We start from the raw sequence: 20,624 nt of genomic DNA on the forward strand, positions 1-20,624 counted from the left end.
CTTTTGTAATGTGTGCTGAGATTATAACTTGTAAACAAAAGTTTTTCGATCTGGAGTAAATTCTTTCCAATTTATGGTTAAAGAATATTCGATAGCTTTTATAATATCTTTCATTAAAACCGGTTTTGTAATAAAAAAATTCGCTCCTAAAGTGAGACATTTTTCAATAATACCTGGTTCATTTGAAGTTGAAAAAATGATAACCGGTATATCATTATTTTCTTCAGATCCTTTGAGTTCTGTTAAAACATCAAAGCCATTTTTGCCCGGCATATTGAGATCTAAAAAAATAACATTCGGTTTTGGAGGCGAATGCGCGATTGCATTCAGTAACTTTTCTCCACCCGAGTAAGTCTGCAAAATGACATCTTTTGCTAATGAGTCAACGGCATCAGCAAAAATGCTTAAATCGTCTTCATCATCATCTGTGTAGAAAATTAATAAATCGTTCATGTAGAATGGGTTAAAACTGTTTCGTAAAGATAGAAAAAAAAATTACATGAAGCGATACGGTGCTATATTCTGACAAAAACTGAAAAATTGAAATCTGATAATTTTAAAAGGCAATTCTATAATTTTTTCAGATTCAAAAATCCCAACTTTGTTTAAAACTAATACTATCAAACATTTACAACAACATTAAACATAAAAGTCATGGGAGATCATAAAAATCTTACCGAAGAATTAGCGGTAAACAAAATAAAAGAATTGGCAGAGAATATCAAAACCTGTATGTTCTGTACTTACAACAGCGACCGTCTGCAATCAAGACCAATGTCTGTTCAAAAAATTGATGATTTGGGCAATCTTTGGTTTTTATCGGACCGAAATAGCAGCCAGAATGCTGAAATTACATTAAATCCAACCGTAGAAATATTTTTCTCTGAGCCACACGACAAATTCCTGACACTGCATGGATCAGCTACTATTTCTTATGAAAGAGAAATTATCAAAGATTTATATGATCCAATTGTAAAAGTCTGGATGCCTGGCGGTATAGATGATCCAAATTTAAGTGCTATAAAAGTAGTTCCTGAAGATGGTTATTATTGGAATAATAAACATGGAAAAATGGTAGCAATTGCTAAAATGACAGCCGCACTTGTAACCGGAAAAACCATGGATGACGGAATTGAAGGGAATTTGCAATTGCAGTAAATTTAAATTAGGTTTAAGTTTAACCGCAAAGCACGCAAAGAAAAAACGCAAGGTTCGCAAAGTAAAATTTTCTTTGTGTGCTTTGCGTTTTTTCTTTGCGTGCTTTGCGGTTAAATCATAATGCGTTTCATCTCTAAAGCATCTAAAATTCCTGCATCACTTGCTGTATTGTTAAAATACACAAATCCAGATTTTAGTGCAATTTCTCTTTTTATATGAAATAATTCATCGAAGGAATAACTGGAATAAAACATTTTAGGAATGCCATGAAACCGAATATAAATCAAAGGAAAATCGGTAAAAATAGTTTGTGGCAATTTTGGATGGCTGACACTGCAAAACGTAACATTTTTTTCTAAAAATAAATTCCAAACTTCCTGATTCCACCAGCTTTCGTGGCGAAATTCAATTACGTTTTTGAAATTTAAATCCAAATTCTGAATAATATGCAGCAATCGCTCAGAAGTAAAAGAATAACTTGGCGGAAACTGAAATAAAATACAAGCCAACTTTTCTTTGAAGCCATCTGCACAGCATAAATAAAAGTCTTTTAATAAATTTTCACAATCAACAAACTTTCTGATGTGCGTAATTTCTTTTGGTGCTTTTACAGAAAACAAGAAGTTTTCTGGTGTTTTATTGTACCAATTTCCAAAAATTCTTAAAGTTGGAAATTTATAAAAACTTCCGTTGAATTCGTACGTATTAAAATGTTGGCAATAAAAATCGAACCATTTTGATGAAGGCAGGTTTTCTGGGTAAAAAACGCCTTTCCAAAATCGATTATTATAACTTGAACATCCTATTAAAATATCATTTTTCATATGTGAAGTTGTTGACAATTAGTACAGAAAAAACTTCTGCGATTCCATTTTCCTGTTTTCTTTCTGATGATCGGCAAATTACAGCGCAGACAAGTACTTTTAGTATACGCAAGCCAATGTTTCTTTAATTCAAATTTCTTCTTCCAATACAAAAATTCGAAACTATAAACAGAGCATTCCGAGATAATTTCAGTAATTTTTTCCTGTGGAATTTTCCCTACCAATGATTCAGGATGAACAAAACATCGGTACAAAACTTCATTTTTAATGATATTCCCTACTCCCGAAAATATATTCTGATCCAAAACTGCATCACAAATCATAACTTCCGGAATTTTATCCAGACTTTCTTTTGCTTTTTTCGGATTCCAGTTTTCATTTAATACATCTTCGCTCCAGTCGTAATGCTGATTTATATCGCCTTCCAGAATTTTAATCGAACAGGTGTAAAAATTGATTTCGCCATTGGCAAATTGTAAATGCAATCTGGGTTTCGTTTCTTTTTGTTCGTTAACTCGGTAAGTACCAAACATCAGCAAATGAATTTTTACTGTAAAATCATCAAAGCAAATTAAAAAATGTTTTCCCCAGGTTTTAAACGACACTATTTTTTTGTTTTTTAAACGCTGAATATCAATGCTGCTGTTTCCTGAAACTTCAATAACTTTTTGGCCTGTAAACTGTTGTACTTCTTCTTTTAATATTAATATTGATGGACCTTCAGGCATGATTTCTCTTTTTAAATTATTAAAAAAGTGCAGCTTACACTGCACTTTTAGATTTTCATTTTATACTCTTAATCTGCTTCGGCAGCTTCAAGATTTACGGCATTTACAGCAACTTCTGTTAGTAATTTGTCGGCTCCTTTTTCTTCATCGAGCGTTAATTCTAATAAAGATGCGGCTTCTTCTAAACCAAGCGTTTCGGCAAATTGTCTCAAAGTTCCGTAAGTCGCAATTTCATAATGTTCGATTTTTTGGCTTGCGGCAATAATTCCGGCATCTCTGACAACTCCAATTTCAGTTTCTTCCAAAATTCCTTTTCCTTCTTCAATCAAACCTTCCATTGCATCACATTTTTTTGCAGTTGCTTTTTTGCCAATTAGCTCAAAAACTTTTTCTAAACGTGTTACATGTTCTTCTGTCTCAACCAAATGATTGTTGATCGCCGAAATCAATTCTTCTGATGTTGCGTTTCTTGCCATTATTGGAAGTGCTTTCGTTAAAGCTTTCTCAGCCCAGTAAACATCTTTCAGTCCATCTTCAAATAATTCTGTCAAACCCGCAGCTGCATTTGATTTTGGTTTTGTAACGCCTCTTTTCACTTCTTGTTTAGCCGGAGCTTCTTTTTTCTTTTCCGTCGTTTTCATGGTAATTGTTTTTATGATTAATAGATGATAAAATTACCATTCGAAATTCCAGCAGGGTTATAGCATTCTTTAATTAAATTCTATTCTACACATCTGATAATTATGCAATTACACCAAACAATTCTATAAAGAATTCTCTTGCATTTCGAAGTAGATTTGTTTTATAGAAATTATAAAATCAGATATCATGAATACTATAAATAAAAACAACAGCATTCTTAATAGAAATCCTAACGCCGCAAACCGAAATACGGTGATGAATGAGGAGTTATATGATTTTAATGATCAAAAAGACACTGATAACAGCATTGAAGAAACTGCAAATCGCGGTTATACGGTAAGAAACGGGCATAATCCTGATAAGCCAAATCCTGATGAAAACGCTTATAGCGATGATGATTTAGACGATCTGGATGATGATTTTCATACCGATCGCGACTTAGAAGACAATAACGATGATGTCTACGAAATTGACTTAGAAAACGATGATGATTATATAGACGAAGATCTCGACGAAGAAGAAGAAAACGACGAATTTGATAACCCCGCCGACACTTTTGAAAACGACTTTAATGAAACCGAAGACGACTTGGAAGATTTAGAAGATGAGGATGAAGATGACGACGATTTTAATGACGAAGACGATGATAACGATGATGATACTACTTATGTTGAGGACGACGTTCAGGAAGATGATGACGCGTACTCAGATGACGATTTACGAAGATAAAGTTTAAATTTAAAAAAAGAAAAGCCGTTAAGATTAGATATTCTTAACGGCTTTATTTATGTTTTTTATTGCGCAAATCAGATGTTTAATTTTAGGTATTAATCGCCGATTTTTTCCAGCGTTGGAATATCATCCATTTTTTGAAGACGCTCTGTTAAGCCGGCTCTGGCTTCGGTTAATTCGAGCTCGGCTTTGCCTAATTCTTTGTACCATTCTTCTTTTCCTGTTGATGCGTTTTCAATTTTTCGCATAATTTCATAAATCTCACCTTCGGCTTCCATTACTTGTAAACGTTTGTAATATGTCAGGCTTTCGGTCATATGTGCAAGCGCAATCATTGCCGTTAGAAACGGATGATTGTTGGTCACATTCACATCTTTAATTTTTCCGTGCTCTAATTCGACCTTCAAGGCATAGGCGAATTCTTCCATATTAAATTCGGCATGTTTGCTTTTCGGATTTAAATAGGCCTTAATTGCCTCGACATTATTCATCGTTGATAAATCAACTTCGGTATGCTTATTATCCATTAAATCTTTGTAAACTACATTTGCAATCGCTCGTGCTTCGGCATTTGTAGGGTCGTTTTCTGGATTTTCAAAATCACGAACCGACCAGTCCCAATTTTGAGGATGAACAGGTTTGATGTATTTTTCACAAAAATCTGTCACATCATTTTTCAAGCTTACCATTTCGTCTTCTCTTTTTACATAGACATCTTGATAAGCACCGCTTTTTGTTCCCATGATATTTTCTTTTTTAAAGGAAAAACGACACATTTATCGAAATATATGTGTCGTTATAATTTAATCTAATTCACTGAGATTATCAGTACTAAACACTTCTTCTTCCGCTGATTAGCGAAATGATAAATAATACTAAGAATATAAAAAATAAAATTTTTGCTATACTAGCGGCTCCGGCAGCAATTCCACCAAAACCAAATATTCCCGCAATTATTGCCAGAATAATAAATATGACTGTCCAACGTAACATAATAATTGATTTTTAGTTAATAACGATTTTGTTTCTCTAATTTCATGCTTTTAAAGGAGATGCATTAACTCTAAACAATTTATTTCTAGCGCTATAAATGACTATTTACTTTAAATTGACTTGATAATTTTCAATCAATTCTGCAAAGGCACTTTCAGAGCGTGAGAAGTATTTTTTATTGCTTCGGCTCTTTTTTACTTTGTCAAAATAAGGCTGAATAGATCCGTCTTCGTAAGTCGTAACCAATAGCGGATGAACGTAATAATTTTTGCATACATTTCTTGTATTGCCCAGCGCTTCGGCAGTGGCGTCGTATGCGGTTAAAATGTTTTTTTTAATTTCTTTTTCGTCAGATGAAATTCCGATTTCCATTAAATTTTCAAAGAAAACAATCGACGCCGCCCAGGTTCTAAAATCTTTAGCACTGAAATATTCTCCCGAAATCTGATGCAAATATTCGTTGACCATATGACTATCCAGAACTTTTCGCTCTCCATTATTATCATAATATTTAAAAACTTCCCAACCCGGAATTTCCTCACATCGGCTTACCAATTTTATTAATTGTTTGTTTCGGGTTGTAATAGTATGTTGTTTTCCTTTTTTCCCGATGAATTCAAATCGAAGCGAATTTTTATTGATATTGATATGCCTTTTTCGCAAGGTTGAAAGCCCATACGATTTATTGTCTTTAGCATATTTCTCATTTCCGATTCTAATATGCGTTTCTTCCATTAACCGAATTACGAGTGCAATAACCTTGTTTTTGGACCATTCTTTCTCTTCTAAATCCTGATCGACTTGTTTTCTTATTGCAGGCAGTTTTTGCCCAAATTCGGCGATTTTATAAAACTTGGTCTGATTTCGGATTTGATTCCATTTTGGATGATAACGGTATTGTTTTCTGTTTTTTACGTCTAAACCAACAGCCTGTAAATGTCCGTTTGCTAAATCTGAAATCCTTACATTTTCCCAAGCTGGTGGCAAAACCAAACTACTGAAACGCTTTAATTCGCTTTTCTGTTTAATATATCGTCCGTTCTTTTTATAAACAAATCCATCTTTTTCCTGCAATCGCTCAATTGGCAGTTTTTGATTGCTGACATAAACCAAATCCAATTTTTCAAGTACCAAATGTGGAGACTTGATTAACTGATTCATAAGTTTTTGCTGAGCGATTTTTGCAGGCATGGTTTCCGTTTTAATTATTTCTTAAAGAATTGATCAAAGCTTTTTTGTTCATATACGAACGTCCTTTTATTCCAACTCTGATTGCTTGTTTCAGCAATTCGTCTTTTGTCCATTCTTCATACGGCTTTGCTTTTCCGCCTTTTACTCCTGCATCTGGCGTATTGGCAATTCGGGCCGATTTCTCTTTGCTGTATCCTTTTTCTACTAAAGCCTGATACTGTTTTTCATTTTTAATTCTTGGATTAGGCATGACTTTTAATTTTAGGTTAATGATTTAAGATGTATGGTAATCCAAAGTTCCCAAAAAGAAAGATTTTTCTGTTATATAATTTTTGGTTTAACTTTCATAATTTGAGTTAGTTGTAAGTCATAAAGTCGAAAGTTGGAAAGTCGAAAGTTCAAAGCAAAAAAAATCCCAATTCTTTTGGAATTGGGATTTTGTAATTTTAAAAGTGAGATTATTTAACTTTTTTAAAACTAAATATTTTTTCCTTTTTTATCTGAGTTTCATAAGAAATATCAAATCCTGTTTTATCTACATTTAATGTCAGCAGAGAAATTTCATCTTTTTTAATTTTCTTTCCTTTAATAATTATATCAGTGCCAAAATAACCTTTAAACTCAATTTCCAGATTTGTCTTTTTGATTTTATATTCAATTTTGGTAACTGTAAAATCTGCTTTATTTTTAATAGATGCGGGATTTAGTATTTTAATTATTTTTTGATCAAAACCTAAAGAAAATCCTTGTGCGCCAATCTCTATTCTGCCACTTCCTTCTTCATTATCTCTATCTATAAGCTCCTCAAAAGTAACAGGAAAAGAAGCCGATTTCTCTCTTAAACTCATGTTGAATCTTAAAAACACTCCCGAATTTAAAAAATTATACTCACGCACAGAACTTGGTACAACTTTAAAAGCATAAAAACCACTAGATCTATTCGTAGATGTTTGTACATCTCCTACAAAAAGAGTATTACTCACAACTTTTAATTCTTCTCTAAAATAATTAAGCTCCGGACTAAATAGGGATTCATCAGGGTCGTTTAAAAATAAACCAGTAAATCTTGGATAATATGAATATCCTTGCGCAGAAACACTAAGATTTAAAAGAAACAATACAAAAAGGAAAAGATTTTTCATTATTAAATTAATTAGCTCCGGCTTGTTTTTATTACTGTTTCAACAATTACAATGCTTTATCAAAAGAAAGTTTAATTGTATCATCATTTTTTGCTGCATCCCAAAAAACATAAGGCTCTTCCACTCTAATTCCGGCAAGATCTTTTTCAAAATTATTCTGATAACTCACAAAAGGCTCACCGTTTTCGGCATATTCATTAAATAATATGTTTCCGATATATTGAATCTCTCCTTTATTTACTTTGAAAGGAATTGTAAAACCATTTATATTACTGGTTTTCTGAAGAACTTGAAAACCGCTATTTGAAAAAAGTCTAATATTTGTAATTGCATATTCTCCTTCCGGTTTTTCAACTGCAAAAAGATAAGTCAATCCTCCATCTAAATCTCCTTTATGTCTCATTCTGGTAATCTGTGCTGGAATAAAATGCACTTCTTTTGAGTATTTCCTAACCAATTTAGGATCAGTAGATTTATAACTTATTAGCATATAATAGCCGTTAAATCTTGCCTTTTCTTTTGGAAAAGTAAATGAACCGAAAATCAATCCATTTGCGGTTGTTTTTGGATTAAAAGTCAATTTTTGGGCTGTTGCTTTAGACAAAATACCACAAGAAATAAAAGCACATAAAAATAAAATACGAAAAGTCGATGTGAATGATTTGGTTTTTGAGGCTGTTTTCATTTGTTACGATGTTTTTAGTTTTTCTTCATTAAATATATGCACCAAAATAATGCATCCTATTATTTGAAACAAATATTGCAATTAAAAACAGATTTAATTTACGGGAAACCTCATTTTAGATTAGGAGTCATCCAAATCATATAACAATCTCTAAAAATCCTGTAAGGCATTTCTCCTGCTTCCTGAATAATTTTACATCATAACATTCAAACTATTAAAATCATGAAAAAGATACTATTAGCCGGAAAAGTAATTTTAGGAGCAGGACTAATCATTATATTCTTGAATTCTTGCAAAAATGAAACAAAACAAGAAGATCCTAAAGAGGTTGCGGAAGATGCTAACGAAGCCAAATTTGACTCAATTGACAGCAAAGAAGATGATTCGGAGTTTTTAGTGGATCAGGCTGAAATTAATTTGGCTGAAATCGAAATTGGAAAATTGGCACAACAAAAAAGTACTAATCCTGAGGTGAAAAAATTCGGGAAAATGCTTGTTGATGAACATACAAAATCGGCTTCTGAAGTTAGTGCTTTGGCAAAAGCCAAAAACTTTACACTACCAACTTCTTTAACTGAAGAAGGTCAGGACGAATACAATAAACTGAACGAAAAATCGGGTGTGGATTTTGATAAAAAATTTGCCGACATGATGATCGACGGTCACGAAAAAGCAATTAAAAAACTGCAAGACGCAAGTAAAGATGCAGTTGATGAAGATATAAAATTATGGGCTTCAAATAATATTGCTGGTTTAACAGCACATTTGGAACATGCTAAAATGCTGAAACAGAATTTAGACAAAAAATAAAATAGATTTAATTGGTTATTATTTATTTTAAACGAAGATTCTGAGATTCTGAGATACTAAGTTAAGTGAGCATCTAAGAACCCCAAATCTTTGCTAAAAACCCCTCAAGAGTTGAATTGCTTGAGGGGTTTGTTTTTTTTTAAAGTGGCTAAGGTTCTAAGGTACTAAGTTTTTTTCTTAGAACCTTAGCATCTTAGTACCTTAGAACCTTATTTCCCAGCTATTTTCTGTAGATGTTCTGGATATCTTGAGCCTTCGATTGTTATTTTTGAAGCTGCTTCGTTGATTTCTGAAAGATCAGCTGCAGAAAGTTTTAAATCTAATGCGCCAAGATTTTCTTCTAAACGATGCAATTTAGTTGTTCCCGGAATTGGTACAATCCAAGGTTTTTGAGCTAAATTCCACGCTAATGCAATTTGAGCATTTGTTACACCTCTGTCGGCTGCCATTTTTCCTAATAATTCAACAAAAGCTTGGTTTGTTTTTCTGGCTTCGGGAGCAAAACGAGGTAATGAATTTCTAAAATCTGAACTGTCGAATTGCGTATTTTCATCGATTTTCGCAGTAAGAAAACCTCTTCCTAACGGACTGAAAGGCACAAATCCGATTCCGAGTTCTTCTAAAATTGGGAAAATTTCTTCCTCTGGAGTTCTCCACCAAAGTGAATATTCGCTTTGCAAAGCTGTTACTGGCTGAACGGCATGCGCACGACGAATGCTTTCTGCTCCCGCTTCTGAAAGTCCAAAATGTTTTACTTTTCCTTCCTGAATTAAATCTTTTATGGTGCCGGCAACATCTTCAATTGGAACATTTGGATCAACACGATGCTGATAATACAAATCAATTACATCAGTATTTAATCTTTTTAATGATCCTTCAATGCTTTTTCGAATCCATTCAGGACGGCTATCTAATCCTTTTTTAGAATCGCCTTCCAAAAAACCGAATTTCGTAGCAATGACAACTTTATCGCGAAAAGGCGCTAAAGCTTCTCCTAAAAGTTCTTCGTTTAAATGTGGTCCGTAACATTCTGCCGTATCAAAAAAAGTAATTCCTTTTTCATATGCTGAACGCAAAAGACTTATCATTTCATTTTTATCATGAGCAGGTCCATATCCAAAACTCATCCCCATGCAGCCAAGTCCTAATGCTGAGACTTCAAGACCGCTATTTCCTAGTTTTCTTTTTTGCATTTTCTCTTTAAGGTTCTAAGGTGCTGAGATGCTAAGGCTTTAAGCTTTTTTTCTTTGTCTTAAATCTCAGCACCTATTTAATTTTAAAATTGCCAAAGTTTAAAGATTCTAATTTCTTAGCGTCTTAGAACCTTAGCAACTTAGTATCTTATTTCAAAGAAGCCATATCAATTACAAAACGGTATTTAATATCGCCTTTTAATAATCTTTCATAAGCGTCGTTTACTTCGTTTACGCCGATTATTTCGATATCGGCAGTAATGTTGTGTTCCGCACAAAAATCAAGCATTTCCTGAGTTTCGGCAATTCCTCCGATAGCTGAACCAGCAAAACTTCTTCTTCCTAACAAAAGGCTGAACGATGTCACAGGAAGTGGCTCCATTGGTGCGCCAACAAGCGTTAGAGTTCCGTCAACTTTTAATAAATTCAAGTACGAATCAATATTATGTTCTGCCGAAACGCAGTCCAAAATGAAATTCAGGCTTTTTGCATGTTTTGCCATTTGTTCCGGATCTGTAGACAAAACTACTTCATCAGCTCCAAGTTCTTTTGCGGCTTCAAACTTAGATACAGATGTTGTGAAAACCACTACATGAGCTCCCATAGCTTTTGCTAATTTGATTCCCATATGCCCTAAACCGCCAATACCAACAATTCCCACTTTTTGCCCAGGTCCAACTTTCCAGTGTTTTAATGGCGAATATGTTGTGATTCCAGCGCAAAGTAAAGGTGCTACTCCTGCAAGATCCAGTTTATCAGAAATATGCAATACATAATTTTCATCCACTACAATACTTTGAGAATATCCTCCAAAAGTATGTCCGCCCAAATGTTTGTCTGGCGAATTGAAAGTCAATATGTTTCCTTCATCGCAATATTGCTCCAAATCATTTTTGCAATAATCACATTCTCTGCAAGAATCCACCATACAGCCAACTCCGGCTAACTGACCAACTTTGAAGTTTTTAACATGATCACCAACTTTCGTTACGCGTCCAACGATTTCGTGTCCTGGTACAATTGGATACATTGTTCCGTGCCACTCATTTCTCGCTGAATGCAAATCAGAATGGCAAATTCCGCAGTACAAAATTTCAATTTCTACGTCATGCGCCTGTACAGCTCTTCTTTTAATATCTAATGTTTTTAACGGTGCTTCGGCAGCTTCTGAACCAAAGGCTTTGATGTCTTTTGTTTCCATAATTTTATTATGTTGTTTTTTGAAGTTTGAAGTTTCAGGTTTTGGAACGACTAAAAGTTGCACGCAGATTTGGCAGATTTAAACAGATTTATTTTATATCAAATTGATAATATGAAAGTTACAAAAATATTTCCTCTTTCATACCAAAATAAATCATTTCAAAATCTGCATAAAAAATTAGCTAAGAAACTTAGCATCTTAGTGCCTTAGAACCTTAGTATCTTAAAAAAATCAAGCGCTTTGAAAAGAAAAATATTCTTCGTCTGTCACTTTTTCAAGCCAGGTTCCAAAACCTTTATCAACTTCTGTGATAATAGCGATGTATGAAAATTTATTGAATGGAGTTGCTCCATACCAATGTTCAACATCCGGTAAAATAGTCACTACTTCATCTTTTTGAAGCATTCTGATCTCGCTTCCTCTTTCCTGATAATAACCAGTTCCGCCTGTAGCAATCAACATTTGAAGACTCACATTACTGTGCCAGTTACTTCGTGCGCTTGGTTCAAATGAAACTTCTTTAATTACTGTATTTTCAGGATGAATTTCGCTGGTTTGCTTTTTATATGACACTTCACCTGTCATATAAGTATTTGGAACTTTTCCTTCTTCGGTCACTGTGGTGTATTGTGTCGACATAATTTAGTTGTTTTAGGTTAATAATTATTTTAAAAGTTATTGTACAAACTATCTTTCGATAGCAAAATCAAAGTGTCTAACCTCTTTAAAAAGAGATTTCGGATTTATTTATTCTTTAAAATTTTATATTATTTTATATAAAGCATTTAAAACTAAACCGTAAAGCTGGGACCTCGCTTTTATGAAGTATTCTTTAGTCTTTAAAAACTGATAAATGATTTGTTTATTAATCTGGGACAAATGTAGTGCAATACTAAAGTCCAGAAATAACAATATTCAAACAAAAAATTATGAAAATGAAACAATTTACATTCTTAACGATTTTGGAACCGTTCCTGTAAGTCTTTTAAAATAATTATTGAAGTAGCTAGGATATTCAAATCCTAATGAGTAACCAATGTCAGAAATACTCCAATCAGTATGTTGCAAAAGTGCTTTTGCTTCGTTAATAACTCTTTCTGTAATATGCGAAGTAGTTGGTTTTCCTGTAACTTCTTTAACCGAGCGATTTAAGTGATTTACGTGCACAGCAAGGCTTTGTGCATAATCCTGAGGTGTTTTTAATAAAAGTGGCTGATCTTTTGTTTCAATCGGGAATTGTCTTTCTAATAATTCCAAAAACAAAGAAGTGATTCTAGAAGAAGCATTTTTCGGCTTGAAAAAGTTTTCCGAAGGTTGCATTTTCATAGATTCATGCAAAATCAGATTGATGTAATTGCGCATCAAATCGTCTTTAAATGCATAATCGGTTTCATATTCCTGAATCATTTTTTGAAACAATGAATCTATAAAACCCTTTTGATCAGCTGTTAAAGAAAATATTGGCGTTCCTCCTATTTTAAACAACGGCGATTCGTGAAGTGCTTCTGAACGTTCTTTTGATTTTAAGAATTCTTCTGTAAAAACACAAGCATATCCTTCATACTCTCCTGAAATGGTTTCCCATGAATAAGGAATAATTGGATTACCAAAAAACAAAATCGTACCGTCTGTTTCTATTCCGCGGTCAGCATATTGTATGATACTTTTACTCGTATTGATACAAATTTTGTAAAAATCCCTTCGACTATAAACAGGAATCTTGCTTTGATCTCCATTTATTTGATAAACCTTAAAACCTTTCAGTTGTAAATCTGAAGTAAAATCGCAATTATTAATATTTTGGGCTTGATTATTCATTTTGCAAAGTTATGAAAATCAAACAATATTATTTTGTTATTTTTTTGTTTCAGGTTTCAGGTTTCAGGTTTCAGGTTTCAGGTTTCAGGTTTCAGGTTTCAGGTTTCAGGTTTAACGCGGCGCAACAAAACTTGAAACCTGAAACTTTAAACTATTTTTTCAAAACTAAATTTGCAGATCGTAATCCTTTCGAGGAAGCAGATAAAACAACTTCTTTGGCATTATCCTCTTTTTGAATGATAATTTGAGCGTAGCCGTTAAAAAGTTTTCTTTTCCAAGGTTCAGCTGGCATTACAACCTGAATAATTCCGGGATCAGTATTCATGACATCCCAGTCTTTTACTTTTTGCAATGGCGTTGCGACAATATGAATTATGTTTTTTCCTTCTTTTAAAATAACCGAATCCAAAATATACTTTTGCAAATCTTCAGGACTTGGATTTACTTTATTTCCGTTAATAAAAACAACAGTTTCAACTCCAATTTTCTTGTAAAAAAAACTTACAATATTTGATTTCGAAATAGCATTCAAATCAAATTCTCCTTTATAAATATAAGAAGGCGCCTGATTTTTATAATCACGGTCTTTAAAAGCTGTTTTCCAATCGTTTTCAGGATAGTTTTGGAATTCCTGAGGCAAATTAGCCGTTGTTCCTTTTTGTTCTTTAAAATTGGTTATTGCAATTAATGAAACGTTATCAATAAACTGATCTTTTTCCAGTGAAGTCGGATCGCCGTTTCCAACTCCTAAAATCTTTCCATTTTTTATAGAGAATGTGATTTCGTCATTTGCTGTTGGAACATGTAAACCATTTTTGTCCGTAACTTCAACCGTAATGACCGAAACATTTCCCTTCAAAACATTTTCTTTATCTATAGAAAGTTTAATATTTTCAGGTTTTTCAGTCGTTTTCTGGATTTCAGTTAAGACTTTTTTTCCATTTTTATAACCAACAGCTTCCAGAATTCCGGGAGTATAATTGACTTTCCATTCCAAATGGCTGTTGATTTCCATTTTCTTTTTTCCTAAACTTTTTTTGTTTAGAAAAAGTTCGACTTCATCACAATTCGACTGTACCCAAACATCGATTTCTTTGCCTTCCATCCCAGCCCAATTCCAATGTGGCATGATGTGCAAAACGGGTTTGTTTCCCCACCACGATTTCAAATAAAAAACATTGTCTTTTGGAAAACCGCAAACATCCATCATTCCGAAATAAGAAGTCACCGATGGCCATCCGTAAGGTGTTGGCTCTCCGCGGTAATCAAATCCTGTCCAAATAAACATTCCTGCCAAATAGGTTCTTTCAGCATAAAATTTCCAACCTTCTTCAATACTATAAAAAGTTGGTCTTGGTTTTTGATCGTAAGCACTTTTATAGTGTTTGGCATCGTCTGTAAAATAAATTCCACGTGTTGCAAAAGTTGAACCTTCTTCTGTCCCCATTCCGGGTTGTTGTTTGAATTCATTTCGATGCGCATCAATATCGCCGTTTCCAAGATAATTATAACCCATAATCTCTACTACAGATGAAATTCCGCTTTTAAATCCGCTGCTGATTCCAACAGTTACAGGTCTTGTCGGATCAATACTTTTGGCAAAATCCTGCATCACATTTGTAATTCTTTCGCCTACAATATTTCCTTCAATATTCCATTCTTCATTTCCAACTGACCAACAAATTATGCTCGGATGATTTCGATCTCGTTTCATCATTCGTTCCAAATCATTCAAATGATAATCATTAATTCCCATTAATCGGGTTTCATCAATAACAAGCATTCCGAGTTCATCACAGGCATTCAGAAGTTCAGGTGCTGGCGGATGATGCGAGCAACGATAGGCATTAGAACCCATTTCTTTTAATTTCTGAATTCTATAATACTGAATTTCGTCTGGTAAAGCCGTTCCAATTCCGGCATGATCCTGATGATTGTTGGTTCCTTTTAATTTTAAAGATTTTCCATTCAGAAAAAAGCCTTTTTCTGGATCAAACTTAACGGTTCTAATTCCGAAAGAAGTTTCGTAAATATCTATTAGTTTTCCGTTTTGCTTAATTTGAGTTTCCAAGCGATATAAATTTGGATTATCAATATCCCACAAAAGCGGATTTTTCACATTTAATTTTGAAGCATAAATATTGCTTTTATAAAATTCAGGAGTATTCACATTTTCCGAAACACTTGCGATTTGTTTTCCTGATGCATCAAAAATCGTCTGGATTATTTCAATCGAACCTTTATAATTTCCTTTATTTTCAATTGCAACTTCGGCAGTAATCTCAGCTTCATTATTTTTTATTTCCGAAGTGACATAAGTTCCGTTTGTAATAACATGAATCGGATTTGTTTTCTGCAGATAAACATGTCTGTAAATACCCGCGCCTTCATAAAACCAACCTTCTTCCATTGAGGCATCGGCACGAATAACTATCGTATTTTCTCCGCCATAATTTACATAAGCCGTAACATCATATTCAAATCCGTTGTAACCGCTTTCTTCTGTTCCGAGATAATAGCCGTTAAAAAAGACTTTTGAATTTCTGAAAACACCGTCGAATTTCAATGAAATAATTTTGTCTTTATCTGTTTCTGGAATGTTGATTTTCTTTCTATACCAACCAATGCTTTTCTCTGGAAAACCTTTTCCCGCCGTTTTAAATCCGTGACTGAAACTTCCGCTTTCACTGAAAGGCTGTTCTACTGCCCAATCATGTGGCAAATCGAGTTTTCGCCAAGCGCGATCATCAAAATCTTTAGCTGCCGGGCCGTCGCCAAAACCTGTTTTTGTTAGATACGAAAAATAGCCCGTTGCATGTCCAAAATCTTTTTCGGTATCAAATAAATGTCCGAATGAAAATCGCCAGTCTTTATCTATCAAAATCAATTCTCTGTCTGATTTCTTTTGGGCGAAAGCCAAAAACGAAATCAAAAAAACAAAAACAGAAAAGACTTTTTTAAGACACGAATTTCTCATGAAAATAGTTTGAGGATAGTTAGAAAATATAAAATTAGGCTTTTGAAGGTATATTTTTTAATAGTATTTTATCAAAAACATAAACTATTATCCTTTTAAACCCCATTAAAAATGACTATTAAAATTTAGAATCATTCTATTGGCTATACATTCTGAAATAATTTTCTTTTGGTGTAATTTTATACTAAAATAAAAAAAGCAAAGACTATTATGAGTGTTATTAAAGATGAAAAAAAGCTTCTAAGCGCCATTAAACGTATCGATGAAAAGATCGATAAGAATAATGACCAAAAGATTCTTGCCTTTTTTGAATCTCTTGGATTAACTGAAAGAGAAGATGTTCCTAAGAATTTTCTGGACTGGGAAACGATTCTGATTGTCGTACCCGATCGCCACATCTCGCATGAACTGAAATATTATAAATTCTCTATATCAAGGCTCTTTTTTGTAACCAATCCTTATGCCGATAAAATTCATATTTATGATTTTGAGGAATGGAAAAATGTTACGCGAAACAAATCGCAATTTCAAATAAGAGAAATGATGAAAACGAGTTTTGGAGGCGTCAAAAAGGCAAATACAGAAAATGAATAATTAAAAAAGTCCCTAATAAGGGACTTTTTTTTGTTTCAGGTTTAAAGTTTCAAGTTGATATGCCTGTTCATAATTTAACCGCAAAGAGCGCAATCCCGATAATTATCGGGAACGCAATGAACGCAAAGTTTGCCATGCTTTGAGCACAACTTGAAACCTGAAACTTGAAACAAAATTACTTAGTCAACAAACCGTTAACCATATCTTCTAAAGCTTTTCCGTGAATATTTTTAGCTAAAATAATTCCGTTTTTATCAATTAAAAAATTCAACGGTACAGATTGAAGCATATAAGCACTTACAACCGGCGAACTCCAGTATTTTAAGTCGCTTACGTTTGTCCAAGGCAGTTTTCCTTTTGCAATTGCACCTGTCCATAATGGCTTTTTTGTATCCATTGAAACACCATAAATAAATAATTTCTCTGGATAAGCGTTATGCAGTTTTAATAAAGCTGGTTGCTCTTTGATGCAAGGTCCGCACCAAGAAGCCCAAAAATCAACTAACACTAAAGCACCTCTAAATGACGAAAGCGAAACGACATTTCCTTTTGTATCAGGAAGCTCAATTTCTGGAGCAATATCGCCAACATCGACACCAACAACTTGTGCTTTTGAACTGGTTATTACACAACATAAGAATCCTAGGACTAGTAAAGTTTTTTTCATAATTGATTAAGTTTATTTTGATAATTTGGGACTATCTGTTTATTTAAAATTTTAGTTTGTAACTATTGAACAATCGGGACAGCCAATTTTCTTTGTATTCATTTTGATCTTCTATTAATAAATCAACTCCAAACCTTTCCTTTATAAATTTAAACTTTTTTATAATATTAGCAAGAAAAAATCCATTACTTTCTATTGGAAATTTATAGTTAAAATTATCCTTTGGATCAAATTGTTCATAAAAATTATAATAATGTTTTCTAATTAATCTTTTTGTTTTTCTATCTGGAATCCATTCAATTTCAAGATCTTTTTCTTCATAAAAACATAGCATATAAATAAAGATATACTGCGAAATAGTAAAAAAATCATTCGGATTTAAATCTTTTTTTAAAACTTTTTTAATATCGATTTCAAAGCGTTTCAACATTTTGATTTCTCCATATTTTTTTCCATAATCTTGGATATCCATAAATGTTAAATATGGAGTATGCAACTCTTTAGAAAACGTATCATCTTCATAAAGAAATTCTCTTCTCCCTAATAAAAAATCAACCGTTCTTCCTAGTTTTATTGCTTGCTCGTATGGATTTGTTTTTTTCATTCAACAATAAAAAATTTTACAAACAAATATAAATTTCTTTCATGAAACTTATCGCATTTCAAAAAGTACTTTATATTTTTATTTGAATCATTCTTACATCATCGTATTGATACGTATACTCGCTTTTATAAGCGCCAATGCTGATATTTTCGACACATGAATATCTTTTGGCTGATGATGTGAATTCTGACTTACTAATTTCACATATTCCTGACCTTGATCTGATTTCTGAACATATTTTACTGTAATATACTCTTCCCAATCGTTCAACTTTACGCTTAGAAGGTACATTTCGCCAAAAAAGATATTTTCAAATTCGGTTTCTTTATACAGAATAATGTCTCCAGATTTCAATAACGGATACATACTATCTCCTGTTACAGAAATTGCTCCATCACATTTTGGAAGATTCGGAATTTTTATCGTGTCCAGAATTCTTTGTGGCTCACCACTACTAAACAACTCTCTTAAACCTGCAACTGCTTCCAAATCATACAACGGAATTTCTTGAGTAGCATGCAGTGAATCAGCGGTTTTTCTATCATTATTCATAATTACAATACTAGTATTTTCTTCCTTAATCATTGATCCATTTCCTGTTAAAAGCCACTCTGAATTTAGATCCGGATAATAATGTAATATTTTACATGCCTTATCTGTTCCCATATTACTACTATTATCTAAAAACTTATTAGAAAAACCCAAATCATTACAGAACTTATACTTAGTAATCCCTTTATAATCAAGATATTCACGCACTCTCTCAGTTGACCCCATAAAAAGATGTATTATTTTACGTTAAAAATTTGTTTTAATGTATTATTTTACATTATATTTGCAAAGTAAAGAAAAATAAAATTGAAAAACAAGGGGTTAAACCATAAAATATTGGATAAAGATAAAATCAAACAATTTCAAAACTATTACAATTAACTGATTTTCAAATAACAAACTGATTAAAAACATAAAATGAAAAATACTACCCTAAAACACAAAAAAGATGGTAAATACTACGAATCCAAAAAACAATAATTAATAAAAGACATGAAAAACGGGAAATACCACTAAACCTTTTAATGCAAATCGAAATGAAAAAAAATCAAATCAAAGAAAAAATTCAGGAATTAGAGAATTGGCTGATCGAGAATCCAAACAGTTCCGAAAGAAGTTTAATCGAATCTGATATCAAAAAATTAAAAAATCAATTAGAAAAAAATCATGAGTAACACACAAATCGAAGAACGTATTGCAACATTATATCTGGCACTTCAATATTGTTCTGAAAAAAGGAAAACTTTTACTGCCGGAGAAAGAATCTGCATTAATCAAGAACGCTTTCAGTGGATGCACATTCTGGATGATGAAACTGCTTCTCCCCGCCCCGTTTCTACAAGTATTGAAAACAAATTGAAAGAAGTTACGAAACTCGCGTTTCAAAACAATTTTAAACCGTATTACGGAGATCCATTTAAAGAAGAAATTTTATTAATCGCTTAAAAAACAACATTATGAATACTTCAACAGCAAACAATTTCAAAGCTATGGACTTATCTCAATTTTCTGCTCAACAATTAAAAGAAGCTTTAAATAAAATTGAAAGCAAAAAGTTGGAAGAAAGAGATGCTTATAAAAAATTAGTAGCCGAAACGATTCCGAAAGCGCTTTCGAGACTACACGAAACATCTGAAATGATGAGAAATGCCAAAACCGAAACTTTCCAGTTATTTGAAACCATTTTGGATTTAAAAAATCAGGTTTATGGTTTTAAAGAAAAACAAATGTCGCATACATTTTCAAATGATAAAGAAGAAATTACAATTGGATATCGCATTAATGAAGGCTGGGACGACACTGTAACAATTGGAATTGAAAAAGTACAGAATTACATTTCATCACTTTCTACAAGCAAGGAGACAGCTTCGTTAGTTAAAATTGTTTTCAATCTCTTAAAAAAGGATGCAAAAGGAAATTTAAAAGGTTCCAGAGTTTTAGAACTTCAAAAACTGACAAAAGAATTCAACAATGAAGAGTTTACAGATGGTGTTGAAATCATTGCTTCTTCGTTTAAACCTGTACGTTCGAGCTGGTTTATTGAAGCATGCCGAATTGATGAAAATGGTGTAAGAACCAATATTCCGTTGTCGATATCTTCTGTTGATTTTTTACAAGGATATGCTTTTAATTTCTTTAACCAACAAAACAAACAAAATCATGCAGCTTAGTACCATTCATTTATCGTTGCTTTTAGCTTTTCTATTAATTGCAACTAACTTGAAACCAATATTTTTATTTAGAGAATGGTTTTATTTCAAATTAAAAACAACTTTTAAACAATACCTAAATGAGCGTAAAAATAAAGCCAATTACAGATCATGAAAGCTATAAAGTAAACGAACATATTATCTTTAAAGACGGACTCGGAAACTGGAATTGCAGCAATGACTTATCTAAGAAAGAACGGCTTGCTTTTAATCAGTACGAAAGTATTGTTATTAAAAATCCGAGATTCAAAAAACATACAACAGCCACTTATAAAGGCTAAAAAGACCTTCTAACTTGTAGCCTTGAAAAATACAAGTAAAAAAATGGTTCCTGCTTCTTCTTCTTTCTGAAGAGAACCAGGAACCGGCAAAACGGGCGATTTCTGCCCTAATAAAATAACAGC

26 protein-coding genes are annotated in these 20,624 nt (G+C 32.8%); 8 read left to right on the forward strand and 18 right to left on the reverse strand.

Features of this window, described 5'->3' with window-relative positions; translation table 11 throughout:
- Nucleotides 1-21 precede the first annotated feature (21 nt).
- Nucleotides 22-453, reverse strand: a complete 432-nt coding sequence (locus GQ47_RS03110; protein WP_035644663.1) for a response regulator — start codon at nucleotides 451-453, stop codon at nucleotides 22-24.
- A gap of 201 nt (nucleotides 454-654) precedes the next feature.
- On the opposite strand from GQ47_RS03110, the gene GQ47_RS03115 reads away from it, so the two are divergent.
- Entirely contained in the window at nucleotides 655-1,158 is a 504-nt protein-coding gene (locus tag GQ47_RS03115) for a pyridoxamine 5'-phosphate oxidase family protein (protein WP_035644665.1), read from the forward strand.
- A gap of 110 nt (nucleotides 1,159-1,268) precedes the next feature.
- Here GQ47_RS03115 and GQ47_RS03120 read toward each other — a convergent pair whose 3' ends face one another.
- From GQ47_RS03120 to GQ47_RS03130, 3 genes are all read right to left on the reverse strand, one after another.
- Nucleotides 1,269-1,982, reverse strand: coding sequence for a DUF72 domain-containing protein (locus GQ47_RS03120; RefSeq protein ID WP_035644667.1), 714 nt, complete (start codon nucleotides 1,980-1,982; stop codon nucleotides 1,269-1,271).
- Nucleotides 1,979-2,710, reverse strand: a complete 732-nt coding sequence (locus GQ47_RS03125; RefSeq protein ID WP_035644670.1) for a DNA-formamidopyrimidine glycosylase family protein — start codon at nucleotides 2,708-2,710, stop codon at nucleotides 1,979-1,981. Before GQ47_RS03125 ends, GQ47_RS03120 begins: the two co-directional genes overlap by 4 nt.
- 68 nt (nucleotides 2,711-2,778) lie before the next feature.
- Nucleotides 2,779-3,351, reverse strand: coding sequence for a YciE/YciF ferroxidase family protein (locus GQ47_RS03130; RefSeq protein WP_035644673.1), 573 nt, complete (start codon nucleotides 3,349-3,351; stop codon nucleotides 2,779-2,781).
- 187 nt (nucleotides 3,352-3,538) lie between these two features.
- Between GQ47_RS03130 and GQ47_RS23575 the strand changes: the two genes are divergently transcribed.
- A complete protein-coding gene (locus GQ47_RS23575; protein WP_051951330.1) occupies nucleotides 3,539-4,081 on the forward strand; it encodes a hypothetical protein in 543 nt (180 codons plus the stop codon).
- Between the two features lie 98 nt (nucleotides 4,082-4,179).
- Here GQ47_RS23575 and GQ47_RS03140 read toward each other — a convergent pair whose 3' ends face one another.
- The 6 genes from GQ47_RS03140 to GQ47_RS03165 form a co-directional block, all read right to left on the reverse strand.
- Nucleotides 4,180-4,827 (reverse strand): DUF5661 family protein, encoded by a 648-nt coding sequence (locus GQ47_RS03140; RefSeq protein WP_035644675.1) that lies wholly within the window; start codon nucleotides 4,825-4,827, stop codon nucleotides 4,180-4,182.
- An 88-nt stretch (nucleotides 4,828-4,915) separates the two neighbouring features.
- Entirely contained in the window at nucleotides 4,916-5,077 is a 162-nt protein-coding gene (locus GQ47_RS23070) for a DUF1328 family protein (RefSeq protein WP_035644678.1), read from the reverse strand.
- A gap of 105 nt (nucleotides 5,078-5,182) precedes the next feature.
- The gene (locus tag GQ47_RS03150) at nucleotides 5,183-6,268 is read right to left on the reverse strand and encodes a DNA topoisomerase IB (RefSeq protein ID WP_051951332.1); all 1,086 of its coding nucleotides are present in this window, start codon (nucleotides 6,266-6,268) and stop codon (nucleotides 5,183-5,185) included.
- A 10-nt stretch (nucleotides 6,269-6,278) separates the two neighbouring features.
- On the reverse strand, nucleotides 6,279-6,518 hold the full coding sequence (locus GQ47_RS03155) for a DUF7218 family protein (protein WP_035644680.1): 240 nt from the start codon (nucleotides 6,516-6,518) through the stop codon (nucleotides 6,279-6,281).
- A gap of 208 nt (nucleotides 6,519-6,726) precedes the next feature.
- On the reverse strand, nucleotides 6,727-7,410 hold the full coding sequence (locus GQ47_RS03160; RefSeq protein ID WP_035644681.1) for a hypothetical protein: 684 nt from the start codon (nucleotides 7,408-7,410) through the stop codon (nucleotides 6,727-6,729).
- A gap of 46 nt (nucleotides 7,411-7,456) precedes the next feature.
- Nucleotides 7,457-8,095 (reverse strand): hypothetical protein, encoded by a 639-nt coding sequence (locus GQ47_RS03165; protein WP_035644684.1) that lies wholly within the window; start codon nucleotides 8,093-8,095, stop codon nucleotides 7,457-7,459.
- A gap of 222 nt (nucleotides 8,096-8,317) precedes the next feature.
- Between GQ47_RS03165 and GQ47_RS03170 the strand changes: the two genes are divergently transcribed.
- Entirely contained in the window at nucleotides 8,318-8,905 is a 588-nt protein-coding gene (locus GQ47_RS03170; RefSeq protein WP_035644687.1) for a DUF4142 domain-containing protein, read from the forward strand.
- A 209-nt stretch (nucleotides 8,906-9,114) separates the two neighbouring features.
- On the opposite strand, the gene GQ47_RS03175 is transcribed toward GQ47_RS03170, so the two are convergent.
- The 5 genes from GQ47_RS03175 to galA all read right to left on the reverse strand — a co-directional run bounded on the left by GQ47_RS03175 (nucleotide 9,115) and on the right by galA (nucleotide 16,094).
- A complete protein-coding gene (locus GQ47_RS03175) occupies nucleotides 9,115-10,098 on the reverse strand; it encodes an aldo/keto reductase (RefSeq protein WP_035644690.1) in 984 nt (327 codons plus the stop codon).
- A gap of 148 nt (nucleotides 10,099-10,246) precedes the next feature.
- Nucleotides 10,247-11,299, reverse strand: a complete 1,053-nt coding sequence (locus GQ47_RS03180) for an NAD(P)-dependent alcohol dehydrogenase (RefSeq protein WP_035645191.1) — start codon at nucleotides 11,297-11,299, stop codon at nucleotides 10,247-10,249.
- A gap of 231 nt (nucleotides 11,300-11,530) precedes the next feature.
- Complete coding sequence (locus tag GQ47_RS03185) at nucleotides 11,531-11,938, reverse strand: cupin domain-containing protein (RefSeq protein WP_035644693.1); 408 nt, start codon at nucleotides 11,936-11,938, stop codon at nucleotides 11,531-11,533.
- Nucleotides 11,939-12,244: 306 nt separating this feature from the next.
- A complete protein-coding gene (locus tag GQ47_RS03190) occupies nucleotides 12,245-13,117 on the reverse strand; it encodes a helix-turn-helix domain-containing protein (RefSeq protein ID WP_035644696.1) in 873 nt (290 codons plus the stop codon).
- A 151-nt stretch (nucleotides 13,118-13,268) separates the two neighbouring features.
- Entirely contained in the window at nucleotides 13,269-16,094 is a 2,826-nt protein-coding gene (gene galA, locus GQ47_RS03195; RefSeq protein ID WP_035644699.1) for a beta-galactosidase GalA, read from the reverse strand.
- Nucleotides 16,095-16,304: 210 nt separating this feature from the next.
- Between galA and GQ47_RS03200 the strand changes: the two genes are divergently transcribed.
- Entirely contained in the window at nucleotides 16,305-16,688 is a 384-nt protein-coding gene (locus GQ47_RS03200) for a hypothetical protein (RefSeq protein WP_035644702.1), read from the forward strand.
- A 175-nt stretch (nucleotides 16,689-16,863) separates the two neighbouring features.
- Here the strand turns inward: GQ47_RS03200 and GQ47_RS03205 are convergent, their stop codons facing one another.
- From GQ47_RS03205 to GQ47_RS03215, 3 genes are all read right to left on the reverse strand, one after another.
- On the reverse strand, nucleotides 16,864-17,355 hold the full coding sequence (locus tag GQ47_RS03205; RefSeq protein ID WP_035644705.1) for a TlpA family protein disulfide reductase: 492 nt from the start codon (nucleotides 17,353-17,355) through the stop codon (nucleotides 16,864-16,866).
- 43 nt (nucleotides 17,356-17,398) lie between these two features.
- Nucleotides 17,399-17,959, reverse strand: a complete 561-nt coding sequence (locus GQ47_RS03210) for a hypothetical protein (RefSeq protein WP_035644708.1) — start codon at nucleotides 17,957-17,959, stop codon at nucleotides 17,399-17,401.
- 93 nt (nucleotides 17,960-18,052) lie between these two features.
- On the reverse strand, nucleotides 18,053-18,736 hold the full coding sequence (locus GQ47_RS03215) for a S24 family peptidase (RefSeq protein WP_035644711.1): 684 nt from the start codon (nucleotides 18,734-18,736) through the stop codon (nucleotides 18,053-18,055).
- 311 nt (nucleotides 18,737-19,047) lie between these two features.
- Between GQ47_RS03215 and GQ47_RS23580 the strand changes: the two genes are divergently transcribed.
- From GQ47_RS23580 to GQ47_RS03230, 4 genes are all read left to right on the forward strand, one after another.
- Nucleotides 19,048-19,185, forward strand: coding sequence for a hypothetical protein (locus tag GQ47_RS23580; RefSeq protein WP_162847919.1), 138 nt, complete (start codon nucleotides 19,048-19,050; stop codon nucleotides 19,183-19,185).
- Nucleotides 19,178-19,456 (forward strand): hypothetical protein, encoded by a 279-nt coding sequence (locus tag GQ47_RS03220; RefSeq protein WP_035644714.1) that lies wholly within the window; start codon nucleotides 19,178-19,180, stop codon nucleotides 19,454-19,456. Before GQ47_RS23580 ends, GQ47_RS03220 begins: the two co-directional genes overlap by 8 nt.
- Nucleotides 19,457-19,467: 11 nt before the next feature.
- Nucleotides 19,468-20,181: a DUF3164 family protein gene (locus GQ47_RS03225; RefSeq protein ID WP_051951333.1), complete on the forward strand. Its 714-nt coding sequence runs from the start codon at nucleotides 19,468-19,470 to the stop codon at nucleotides 20,179-20,181.
- A gap of 119 nt (nucleotides 20,182-20,300) precedes the next feature.
- Nucleotides 20,301-20,501, forward strand: coding sequence for a hypothetical protein (locus GQ47_RS03230; protein ID WP_035644716.1), 201 nt, complete (start codon nucleotides 20,301-20,303; stop codon nucleotides 20,499-20,501).
- Nucleotides 20,502-20,624: the final 123 nt, after the last annotated feature.

The organism is Flavobacterium sp. ASV13 (assembly GCF_000745775.1).
GTDB lineage: Bacteria > Bacteroidota > Bacteroidia > Flavobacteriales > Flavobacteriaceae > Flavobacterium.

Coding starts and splice junctions, on each gene's coding strand:
- GQ47_RS03110 (WP_035644663.1), bottom strand. CDS start 453: ATGAACGATTTATTAATTTTCTACACAGATGATGATGAAGACGATTTA.
- GQ47_RS03115 (WP_035644665.1), top strand. CDS start 655: ATGGGAGATCATAAAAATCTTACCGAAGAATTAGCGGTAAACAAAATA.
- GQ47_RS03120 (WP_035644667.1), bottom strand. CDS start 1,982: ATGAAAAATGATATTTTAATAGGATGTTCAAGTTATAATAATCGATTT.
- GQ47_RS03125 (WP_035644670.1), bottom strand. CDS start 2,710: ATGCCTGAAGGTCCATCAATATTAATATTAAAAGAAGAAGTACAACAG.
- GQ47_RS03130 (WP_035644673.1), bottom strand. CDS start 3,351: ATGAAAACGACGGAAAAGAAAAAAGAAGCTCCGGCTAAACAAGAAGTG.
- GQ47_RS23575 (WP_051951330.1), top strand. CDS start 3,539: ATGAATACTATAAATAAAAACAACAGCATTCTTAATAGAAATCCTAAC.
- GQ47_RS03140 (WP_035644675.1), bottom strand. CDS start 4,827: ATGGGAACAAAAAGCGGTGCTTATCAAGATGTCTATGTAAAAAGAGAA.
- GQ47_RS23070 (WP_035644678.1), bottom strand. CDS start 5,077: ATGTTACGTTGGACAGTCATATTTATTATTCTGGCAATAATTGCGGGA.
- GQ47_RS03150 (WP_051951332.1), bottom strand. CDS start 6,268: ATGCCTGCAAAAATCGCTCAGCAAAAACTTATGAATCAGTTAATCAAG.
- GQ47_RS03155 (WP_035644680.1), bottom strand. CDS start 6,518: ATGCCTAATCCAAGAATTAAAAATGAAAAACAGTATCAGGCTTTAGTA.
- GQ47_RS03160 (WP_035644681.1), bottom strand. CDS start 7,410: ATGAAAAATCTTTTCCTTTTTGTATTGTTTCTTTTAAATCTTAGTGTT.
- GQ47_RS03165 (WP_035644684.1), bottom strand. CDS start 8,095: ATGAAAACAGCCTCAAAAACCAAATCATTCACATCGACTTTTCGTATT.
- GQ47_RS03170 (WP_035644687.1), top strand. CDS start 8,318: ATGAAAAAGATACTATTAGCCGGAAAAGTAATTTTAGGAGCAGGACTA.
- GQ47_RS03175 (WP_035644690.1), bottom strand. CDS start 10,098: ATGCAAAAAAGAAAACTAGGAAATAGCGGTCTTGAAGTCTCAGCATTA.
- GQ47_RS03180 (WP_035645191.1), bottom strand. CDS start 11,299: ATGGAAACAAAAGACATCAAAGCCTTTGGTTCAGAAGCTGCCGAAGCA.
- GQ47_RS03185 (WP_035644693.1), bottom strand. CDS start 11,938: ATGTCGACACAATACACCACAGTGACCGAAGAAGGAAAAGTTCCAAAT.
- GQ47_RS03190 (WP_035644696.1), bottom strand. CDS start 13,117: ATGAATAATCAAGCCCAAAATATTAATAATTGCGATTTTACTTCAGAT.
- galA (WP_035644699.1), bottom strand. CDS start 16,094: ATGAGAAATTCGTGTCTTAAAAAAGTCTTTTCTGTTTTTGTTTTTTTG.
- GQ47_RS03200 (WP_035644702.1), top strand. CDS start 16,305: ATGAGTGTTATTAAAGATGAAAAAAAGCTTCTAAGCGCCATTAAACGT.
- GQ47_RS03205 (WP_035644705.1), bottom strand. CDS start 17,355: ATGAAAAAAACTTTACTAGTCCTAGGATTCTTATGTTGTGTAATAACC.
- GQ47_RS03210 (WP_035644708.1), bottom strand. CDS start 17,959: ATGAAAAAAACAAATCCATACGAGCAAGCAATAAAACTAGGAAGAACG.
- GQ47_RS03215 (WP_035644711.1), bottom strand. CDS start 18,736: ATGGGGTCAACTGAGAGAGTGCGTGAATATCTTGATTATAAAGGGATT.
- GQ47_RS23580 (WP_162847919.1), top strand. CDS start 19,048: ATGAAAAAAAATCAAATCAAAGAAAAAATTCAGGAATTAGAGAATTGG.
- GQ47_RS03220 (WP_035644714.1), top strand. CDS start 19,178: ATGAGTAACACACAAATCGAAGAACGTATTGCAACATTATATCTGGCA.
- GQ47_RS03225 (WP_051951333.1), top strand. CDS start 19,468: ATGAATACTTCAACAGCAAACAATTTCAAAGCTATGGACTTATCTCAA.
- GQ47_RS03230 (WP_035644716.1), top strand. CDS start 20,301: ATGAGCGTAAAAATAAAGCCAATTACAGATCATGAAAGCTATAAAGTA.